The organism is Shimia sp. (assembly GCF_041624275.1).
Classification (GTDB): Bacteria; Pseudomonadota; Alphaproteobacteria; order Rhodobacterales; family Rhodobacteraceae; genus Shimia.
The window spans coordinates 1-8,885 of sequence record NZ_JBFJVE010000135.1; the positions used below are offsets into that span (position 1 = coordinate 1).

At 66.9% G+C, this 8,885-nt stretch carries 7 protein-coding genes and 1 pseudogene; 4 read left to right on the forward strand and 4 right to left on the reverse strand.

Features of this window, described 5'->3' with window-relative positions; genetic code table 11:
- On the forward strand, positions 1-1,375 hold a 1,375-nt coding region (locus ABZD10_RS10965; protein ID WP_372886482.1), incomplete at its 5' end, for a sensor histidine kinase.
- A 28-nt stretch (positions 1,376-1,403) separates the two neighbouring features.
- Here ABZD10_RS10965 and ABZD10_RS10970 read toward each other — a convergent pair.
- Positions 1,404-2,630, reverse strand: coding sequence for a CynX/NimT family MFS transporter (locus ABZD10_RS10970; RefSeq protein ID WP_372886483.1), 1,227 nt, complete (start codon positions 2,628-2,630; stop codon positions 1,404-1,406).
- Positions 2,631-2,731: 101 nt separating this feature from the next.
- A complete protein-coding gene (locus ABZD10_RS10975) occupies positions 2,732-3,874 on the reverse strand; it encodes a PLP-dependent aspartate aminotransferase family protein (protein WP_372886484.1) in 1,143 nt (380 codons plus the stop codon).
- 108 nt (positions 3,875-3,982) lie between these two features.
- Between ABZD10_RS10975 and ABZD10_RS10980 the strand changes: the two genes are divergently transcribed.
- Positions 3,983-4,762 (forward strand): rRNA large subunit pseudouridine synthase E, encoded by a 780-nt coding sequence (locus ABZD10_RS10980; RefSeq protein ID WP_372886486.1) that lies wholly within the window; start codon positions 3,983-3,985, stop codon positions 4,760-4,762.
- Positions 4,763-4,933: 171 nt separating this feature from the next.
- The gene (locus ABZD10_RS10985) at positions 4,934-5,743 is read left to right on the forward strand and encodes a division plane positioning ATPase MipZ (RefSeq protein ID WP_372886487.1); all 810 of its coding nucleotides are present in this window, start codon (positions 4,934-4,936) and stop codon (positions 5,741-5,743) included.
- A gap of 42 nt (positions 5,744-5,785) precedes the next feature.
- Here the strand turns inward: ABZD10_RS10985 and ABZD10_RS10990 are convergent.
- Together ABZD10_RS10990 and ABZD10_RS10995 are read right to left on the reverse strand one after the other, a co-directional pair.
- A pseudogene (locus ABZD10_RS10990) lies at positions 5,786-7,240 on the reverse strand (aspartate aminotransferase family protein).
- A gap of 110 nt (positions 7,241-7,350) precedes the next feature.
- Complete coding sequence (locus ABZD10_RS10995) at positions 7,351-7,788, reverse strand: MarR family winged helix-turn-helix transcriptional regulator (RefSeq protein ID WP_372886489.1); 438 nt, start codon at positions 7,786-7,788, stop codon at positions 7,351-7,353.
- A gap of 79 nt (positions 7,789-7,867) precedes the next feature.
- Between ABZD10_RS10995 and ABZD10_RS11000 the strand changes: the two genes are divergently transcribed.
- Positions 7,868-8,885, forward strand: a 1,018-nt coding sequence (locus tag ABZD10_RS11000; protein ID WP_372886490.1) for a homogentisate 1,2-dioxygenase, incomplete at its 3' end; no start/stop codon positions are given.

Sequence of the window (8,885 nt, forward strand, 5' to 3'; positions counted from 1 at the left end):
CCGCGATTACATTTCCGGCGGCATGAGCCTGGTGTGGCAGCGCCACGCCACCTTCTTTGCCGCCATGGTGCTTTCGGCTTCCTACTTCGATCTGGCCACCGCGATGTCCTGGTATGTCGTGGTGCTGGTCTCGGAACTGTTCGACACCTACCTTTCACGCCACATCATCCGGCAGGAGAACTGGAGCCTCGAGGACGGGCGCCGCTACATGCTGATGCTGGTCTCCAGCACGCTGTTCAGCTCCTTCGCGATCTGCGGCTTCATCATCGCGGTGGCGACCAATGCCGGCCCGACGGCCTATTTCACGCCGCTGTTCTTCCTGTTCGCGGCCGGCATCTTCGCCGCGATGAACAACCACCAGCTGCTGCCGGCATTGATGCTGCGGCTGGTCATGTACGGGCTGAGCTTTCTCTATATCCCGCTGCATGACATCCTCGCCGACTGGCCGCCGATCCAGGACATCCTGTGGCTGCAGCTGTTCACCTCGCTGTTCGTGATGTATTTCGTGGTCGACTGCTCGCGGATCTTCCTCAAGCTCTATCGCCACAACCTGAACCAGATGAAGGCATTGCAGAAGGAACACCAGCTGACCAAGGTGGCCTTCAAGGCCAAGACCGAATTCCTGGCCACCATCAGCCACGAACTGCGCACCCCCCTGACCTCGATCACCGGCAGCCTCGGGCTGATCAGCTCCGGCGCCCTGGACAAGGCGCCGGAAAAACGTGCCTCGGTTCTGAAGATCGCCAATGACAACTGCGATCGCCTGAGCATCCTGATCGAGGAAATCCTGTCGCTGCAGACACTGGAATCCGACGAGGTCGGCTTCAATTTCGAACCTCTGCCGCTGGCCGAGTTCCTGCCCGAAGTGGCCGAGCTGATGCGCGCCCAGAGCGCCAAGGCCAATATCACGCTCGACCTGGCACCGATCGAGGACGGGCTGGTCGTCAGTGCCGATCAGGACCGGCTTCTGGAACTGATGAAGAACCTCCTGACCAATGCGGTCAATTTTTCCGCCCCCGACACCAGGGTCACGATCAGCGCCCGCAAGTCCGGCGACACGGCGGTGATCTCGGTCGCCGATCAGGGCATCGGCATCCCCGAGGCCGACCGCGAGCGCATCTTCGAGAAATTCACCCAGCTGGCCAGTTCCGACCACCGCGAGGTCGGCGGCACCGGGCTGGGGCTCAACATCGCCCGCCAGATCGCCGAGAAACACCGCGGCAGGCTCGAATGCGACAGCACCCTCGGCGAAGGCAGCACCTTCACGCTGACCCTGCCGCTGGCCGCCGAAAGGGAAAAGCCGGCGCCGGCGTCGCGCAGGGCCCCGCAGGAGTCAACACGCGCCCGGGGCCGGATGCGCCGCAAGACGGGCTGATTGGCAAGGGCCGCAAAGCGGCGCCGGCTCAGGCCATCCGCACCGCCGCCGCCGAGCCACCGCGCCCGCGCCGCAGGATCACAACCATCACCGCGATATTCAGCAGGTTCCACAGGATGCCGTTGACAAAGGCCAGCTGATAGCTGCCGCTGACGTCATGGATCCAGCCCGCCATCCAGCCCCCCAGCGCCATGCCGAGAATGGTCGCCATCATCACGAAGCCGACACGGGCGCCGGCCTCGCGGGCAGGCATGTATTCGCGCACGATCACCGCATAGGCCGGCACGATCCCGCCCTGTGACAGGCCGAAGATCAGGCTGATGACATAGAGCGGCACCAGACCGTCGTAGGGCAGGTAGAGGAACAGCGCCAGACATTGCAGCGCCGAGCCCAGCAACAGGGTGACGACGCCGCCGAGCCGGTCCGCCAGCAGGCCCGACACCAGCCGCGAGGCGACCCCCCCCAGAAGCATCAGCGACAGCATCTCGGCCCCGACCGCCGGGCCGTATCCGAGGTCGACGCAGAAGGCGACGATATGCACCTGCGGCATCGCCATGGCAACGCAGCAGCCGATCCCGGCGAGGCCCAGCAACCATTGCAGCGCAGTGGGCGAAAACGCCCGGCCACGACGGGCAGCAACGCCATGGGGCGCGGTGGCCTCGGTCTCGGTCTCGAGCGGCGCCCGCCGGCGCAGCAAAAGCGACAGCGGCACCACGGTCACCGCGATCAGCACCGCCAGCACCAGATAGACCGCGCGCCAGCCCTGGCTGGCCAGCAGCCCGCTGAGGACGATCGGCCAGATCGCCCCCGACAGGTAGTTGCCGCTGGCGGCAATGGCCACCGCCAGGCCCCGGCGCCTGTGAAACCACAGCGAGATGTCGGCGATCAGCGGGCCGAAACCGGCGGCGGTGCCGAAGCCGAGAAAGAAATGCAGCCCCGAGATCGCCATCACCGACCCGCTGAGCGCCACCAGCACATAGCTGAGCGCCGCCAGCACCGCCGCACCGATCATCGACCAGGCCACGCCGAAACGGTCCACCGCCCGCCCGATCAGAAGATTGCCCAGCGCAAAGCCGAACATGGTGAAAGTATAGGGGATCGAGGCCTCGGCCCGGTCGATGCCGAACTCGGCCTGCACCGCCGGCATCACCACGATCACCGACCACATGCCGACATTGAGCATCAGCGCGATCAGAAGCGTCACCCCGAGGCGGGCCCAGGAATAGCGGCTATCGAGATGCGAAGTGCGAGTCATCCGGCCACGTTAGGAGGGATGACTCGCACTGTATAGCCGGTTTTCACGCCCCCCCGAGGTTTCCCGATCGCCGCCCAGCCTGTCGCCGGGCGGCCCTTGGATCACTGCCCCAGCGCCTGCGCCAGATCGGCGATCAGGTCGCGCTGGTCCTCGATGCCCACCGACAGGCGCAACATGCCCTCGGGCAGGCCGGACTGCGGCTCCAGCGTCGGGCGATGCTCGACCAGGCTTTCGACACCGCCGAGCGAGGTGGCGCGGTGGAACAGGTCAAGCCGCCCGGCAACCCGCAGCGCCGCCTCGCGCCCGCCCCGGACCACGATCGACATCAGGAAGCCGAAGCCGCCCGACATCTGGCGCGCCGCCAGCGCGTGGCAGGGGTGGCCGGACAGGCCGGGATAAAGCACGGTCTCCACCGCCGGATGATCGTCGAGGAACCGCGCCACCGCCATGGCATTGGCGCTCATCGCCTTGACCCGCTGCGGCCGGGTGCGCATGCCGCGCAGCAACAGCCAGGCCTCGAACGGGCCCATCACCGCACCGGCCGCGCCCCGGTCCTCCAGGATCATCTCCCAGACCGGGGTCGTCTCCCGCGCCACCAGCACCCCGCCGAGCACGGCGGTATGACCGTTGATCGCCTTGGTGGCGGAATGCATCACGATGTCGGCGCCAAGGGAAAGCGGCTGCGACAGGATCGGGGTGGCCGCCGTGCTGTCCACCGCCAGCAGCGCGCCCGCCCCATGGGCCGCCTGCGCCGCAGCGGCGATGTCGACGCTTTTCATCCACGGGTTCGACGGGGTCTCGACAAAGACCAGATGCGCCGGCGCGGCGGCGCAGGCCTCGGCCAGCGCCGCGCCATCGCTGGCATCGACCTCGCACAGCACGATCTCGCGGCGCTCGCAGAAACTGCGGATCCACAGGGTTGTGCCCCAGTAGATGCCGCTTTGCACCACCACCCGGCCCCGGTTCGGCACGCTGCGAAACAACGCCGCGATCGCCGCCATCCCCGAGGGGAACAGCAGCGCCGCCGAGCCGCCCTCGAGTCCGGCGAGCACGGATTCAGCTTGGCGCACCGCGTCATTGTGATAGCGCAGGTACATGTTGTCGGGGTTGATCTGCGCATAGTCGCGGTCGCGGGCATAGGTGGTCGAAGGCTGGATCGGTGGCACGATGCCACCGCTTTGCATGTCGATCACACCGCCGGCCTGCGCGGCCAGGGTCGCGGGGCGCATCTGCTTGGGGTCCATCGGGCGGCTCCTCTTGCTGGTCGCGTCTTTCTGCCGCCAAAACGCCGCCACTTGCAAGGCCCCCGGCCGCCCCCTAAGGAAAGGGCACCGCAACCCCAAGGCCCGCCGATGCCCCGCACCATCCTGTTCAACAAACCCTATGACGTGCTGTCGCAGTTCACCGACCGGGGCAGCGCGGGCACGACGCGGCGCACCCTGTCCGATTTCATCGACCTGCCGGGGGTCTATGCCGCCGGCCGCCTCGACCGCGACAGCGAGGGGCTGATGATCCTGACCGACGATGGCCGGTTGCAGCACCGGATCGCCGATCCGCGCAACAAATGGCCCAAGACCTACTGGGTGCAGGTCGAAGGCACGATCACCGACGCCGCCCTTGAAACACTGCGCAGGGGGGTGACGCTGAAAGACGGCATCACCCGCCCGGCCGAGGCCTCGCGGATGGCCGAGCCGTCCGGGCTGTGGCCGCGAAACCCGCCGATCCGGCAGCGCAAATCGGTGCCCGACAGCTGGCTCAGGCTGACCATCCGCGAGGGTCGCAACCGCCAGGTGCGGCGGATGACGGCGGCGGTCGGCTTTCCCACCCTGCGGCTGATCCGCTATGCCGTCGGCGACTGGACCCTCGATGGCCTGCCCAGCGGGGTCTGGAACCACGCGCCGATGCACCGCCGCCCGCCCGAACCCCCTAAGCCCAGGGCGAAGTCCGGCGCGAAATCCGGCCCGAATTCCGGCCCGACGCCCCGCCGGCAGACCGGTGCGACACAGGGCGCGACACAGGGCGCAAAACAGGGGCCGAAACAGGGGCCGAAACCCGGCGCGGCCACCCGGCGCGGCCGCGACGCCGGCAAACCGCCCGCCGGATCGGCCCGGCGGCCCGGCAAAAGGCGCTGAGCCGGCGGCAGGCCCTTGCGCGCCGTCCCCCGTGATGCAAATGCGACAGGGCGGCGGCAGGCGGGCGCACATGCTTCCCCTCTTGCCAGCCACAACATATAGTGTGCATAAGACCTCAATCGCGCCACAGAGCGCAGGCAGCAGCAGCAATTGATCGAGCGGAGACGGATCATGGCGCATATCATTGTCGTGGGGAACGAAAAGGGCGGTGCCGGCAAATCCACCGTTTCGATGCATATCGCCACCGCCCTGGCGCGCATGGGGCACAAGGTCAGCGCGCTGGATCTCGACCTGCGCCAGAAGACCTTTGGCCGCTATGTCGAAAACCGCCTTGCCTTCATGAAGGAAGCCGAGCTTTCGCTGCCGAGCCCCGATTACCACGATCTGCCCGAGATCGACCCGGCCAGCCTCAAGCCCGGCGAGAACATCTATGACCTCCGCCTGTCGGCCGCCGTGGCAACGCTGGAACCCGACTGCGACTTCATCCTTATCGACTGCCCGGGCTCGCATACCCGGCTCAGCCAGGTGGCGCATTCGCTGGCCGACACGCTGGTGACGCCGCTGAACGACAGTTTCGTCGACTTCGACCTTTTGGCGCGCACCGACAACATGGCGGAAAAGATCCTCGGACCCTCGGTCTATTCCGAGATGGTGTGGAACGCCCGCCAGCTGCGCGCCCAGGCCGGGCTGAAGCCGATCGACTGGGTGGTGCTGCGCAACCGCATGGGCGCCCAGCAGATGGTCAACAAGGAAAAGATGGGCAAGGCGCTGGACAATCTGGCGCGGCGCATCGGCTTCCGCGTCGCCCCCGGCTTCAACGAGCGGGTGATCTTCCGCGAATTGTTCCCGCGTGGCCTGACCCTGCTGGATCTGCGCGACATCGGCGTCAAGCAGCTCAATATCTCCAACGTCGCCGCGCGTCAGGAACTGCGCGACCTGATCAAGGCGCTCAATCTGCCCGGCGTCGACGCCGACTTCTGAGCCCCGCCGCCGCGCCCCTCACGCGGGGGGGGCAGGCGCGGCTCAGCCGGCGCCGGTCACCTCCCGCGCCGTCGTCAGCACCGCGTCGAACAGCAGGTCGATATCCGCCATCCGGGTGCGGTGGTTGGTGATGTTGACCCGGATCGCCAGCCGCCCCCGCAGCCGCGTGGTCGAGGGCACGGCAATGCCGCTCTCGTGCAGGCGCATGACGATCTCGTCGTTCAGCCGGTCCAGCGCCGCATCGTCCAGCCCCGGTGCCCGGACGCGGAAACAGCAGATGTTCAGCGCCACCGGCGCCATCAGCTCGGTCACCTCCTCGGCCGCGACAAGGCGCCCGAGATGGGCCGCCTGGGCACAGTTCTGATCGACCAGCGCCCCGAGCCTGTCGGTGCCATGTTCGGCCAGCTGCGCCCAGACCTTCAGCGCCCGGAAACCGCGCGACAGTTCGGGCCCGTATTCCACCGGCCAGGGGTTGCCCGCCGACAGGCCGCGCTCGGTCGCCACCAGATAGTCGGGGCGCTCGGTAAAGGCGCGCCGGTGATCGGCCTCCTCGCGGATCAGCACGAAGCCGGCGTCATAACTCACCTACATCCACTTGTGGAAATCAAAGGCCAGCGAATCGGCCCGTTCCAGCCCGTCGAGGCGCGGGCGCACCTCGGGGCTCAGGATCGCGGTCGCCCCGAAGGCGCCGTCAACATGGAACCACAGCCCCTCGTCGCGGGCGATGTCGGCCAGCGCCGCAAGATCGTCGATGGCGCCGACATTGACCGCCCCGGCGGTGCCGATCACCGCAAAGGGGCGCAGGCCGGCGGCGCGATCGGCAGCGATCGCCCCCCGGAGCGCCCAGAGGTCGATTTCAAAGGCCTCGTCGGTGGGGATCTTGCGCAGCGCATCGGCGCCGAGACCGAGAATGTCAAAGGCCCGCGCAACGCAGGAATGGGTCTGCTCCGAGGTATAGCCGACCAGCCGCGCGGCCCCGATCCCCTGGCTGCGGCTGCCGAAATCCAGCGCCCGGTCGCGCGCCGTCTTCAGCGCCACGATGGTCGCCATCGAGGTGCCCGACACCACCAGCCCGCTGGCGGTCTCGGGAAAGCCGAACATCTCGCGGCACCAGGCGATGACCTGCTTTTCGACATAGATCGCACCGTGGTCGCGGCCGCCGAGATTGGCGTTCATCGCCACCGCCGCGATCTCGGCGATCAGGTTCGACGGCGTGCCCGCCCCGTGCACCCAGCCGAAAAAACGCGGATGGGTATTGCCGACGCCATAGGGCAGCAGCGCCCTGATCCGCGCCTGCACCTCGTCGCTGCCACCGCCCGCGCGCGGCAGGGGGGCGCGAAAGGCCGCCTTTTCGCTTTCGGGGAAAGGGCTCCAGACCCGCCCCTCACCGGCGCCCTGCATCCGGTCGAGCGCCGCATCCAGCATCTCGTGGGCCGCCGCGCGGAAGCCCTGCCAATCCTCGGGGTCCAGCCCGCTTTCACCACTGTCCGAGCCCATGGCCCCGTCCCCCTTTGCGAAAAAGACAACAGGCCCTCTGTCGCCTTTCCTTGCCCGCAAGTAAAGGCCACCAACGGCTTTGAACGCCACGGCCCGTGCCGCGCCGCCGCCTATTCGATCCCGGCCAGCCGCCTCAGCATCATCCGCAAGAGGCGCACCTCTCCGTCGGTGAACTTCCGCGACATGGCCCTGTCATAGGCCGCCGCCGCGCCGCGCAGGTCGAGATAGGCCGCCCGGCCCGCCGGGGTCAGGGTCAGGAAGTCCTGCCGCCGGTCGTCCTCGGAGCGCGCCCGGACCACGAATCGCTTTTCCACCAGCTTGGTCACAGCGCGCGAAATCTTGGTCTTGTGGATTCGCGCCCGGGTCACGATATCGGTTGCCCTCATCTGCCCGAAAGCGCCAAGGTGGAACAGAACCCGCCACTCTGTACGCAGCATTCCGTATTTGTTTTTATAGAGTTGCGTGAAGGTCAGGCTGCTTTCCTCGGCCGCCTGATTCAGCAGATACGGCAGAAAGGCCGTCAGGTCGAAATCATCTTCCTCGGACATTTTTTTGCGCTCCTTTGCTTGTTAGTTACAAAACGAACTATTATCAAAGCAACTAAATTCGACCCAGGAGCGCGCAATGATGACCAGAGACCCCGCCCCGACCCGCATGCGGATGGCCCCCTCGATGGAAGGGCCCCACGCCGGCTACATGCCCGGTTTCGGCAATGATTTCGAAACCGAGGCCCTGCCCGACGCGCTGCCGCAGGGCATGAACTCGCCGCAGAAATGCAACTACGGGCTTTACGGCGAACAGCTTTCGGGCACCGCCTTTACCGCCAATCCGCCGGAACGCACCTGGTGCTACCGCATCCGCCCCTCGGTCAAACATTCGCACCGCTACACCAAGATCGACGTGCCGCATTGGAAATCGGCGCCCCATGTCGACCCGGATGTGACCAGCCTTGGCCAGTACCGCTGGGATCCGCTGCCCCATACCGACGCGGCGCTGACCTGGATCACCGGCATGCACAGCATGACCACCGCCGGCGACGTCAACACCCAGGTCGGCATGGCCAGCCATGTCTATCTGGTCAACACCTCGATGGAGGATGACTATTTCTTCTCGGCCGACAGCGAACTCTTGGTGGTGCCGCAGGAAGGCGTGCTGCGCTTTTCGACCGAGCTTGGGATCATCGACCTTGAACCCAAGGAAATCGCCATCCTGCCGCGCGGCCTTCTGTACCGCGTCGAGGTTCTGGAGGGGCCGGCGCGCGGCTTTGTCTGCGAGAACTACGGCCAGAAATTCGAACTGCCGGGCCGCGGCCCGATCGGCGCCAACTGCATGGCCAACCCGCGCGACTTCAAGGCCCCGGTGGCGGCCTATGAAGACCGCGAAGTGCCCTCGACCGTCACCGTCAAATGGTGCGGCCAGTTCCACCGCACCGAGATCGGCCACTCGCCGCTCGACGTGGTCGCCTGGCACGGCAACTACGCGCCCTACAAATACGACCTGCGCGCCTATTGCCCGGTCGGCGCGATCCTGTTCGACCACCCCGACCCGTCGATCTTCACCGTGCTCACCGCCCCCTCGGGCCAGCCCGGCACCGCCAATATAGACTTCGTCCTGTTCCGCGAACGCTGGATGGTCGCCGAAGACA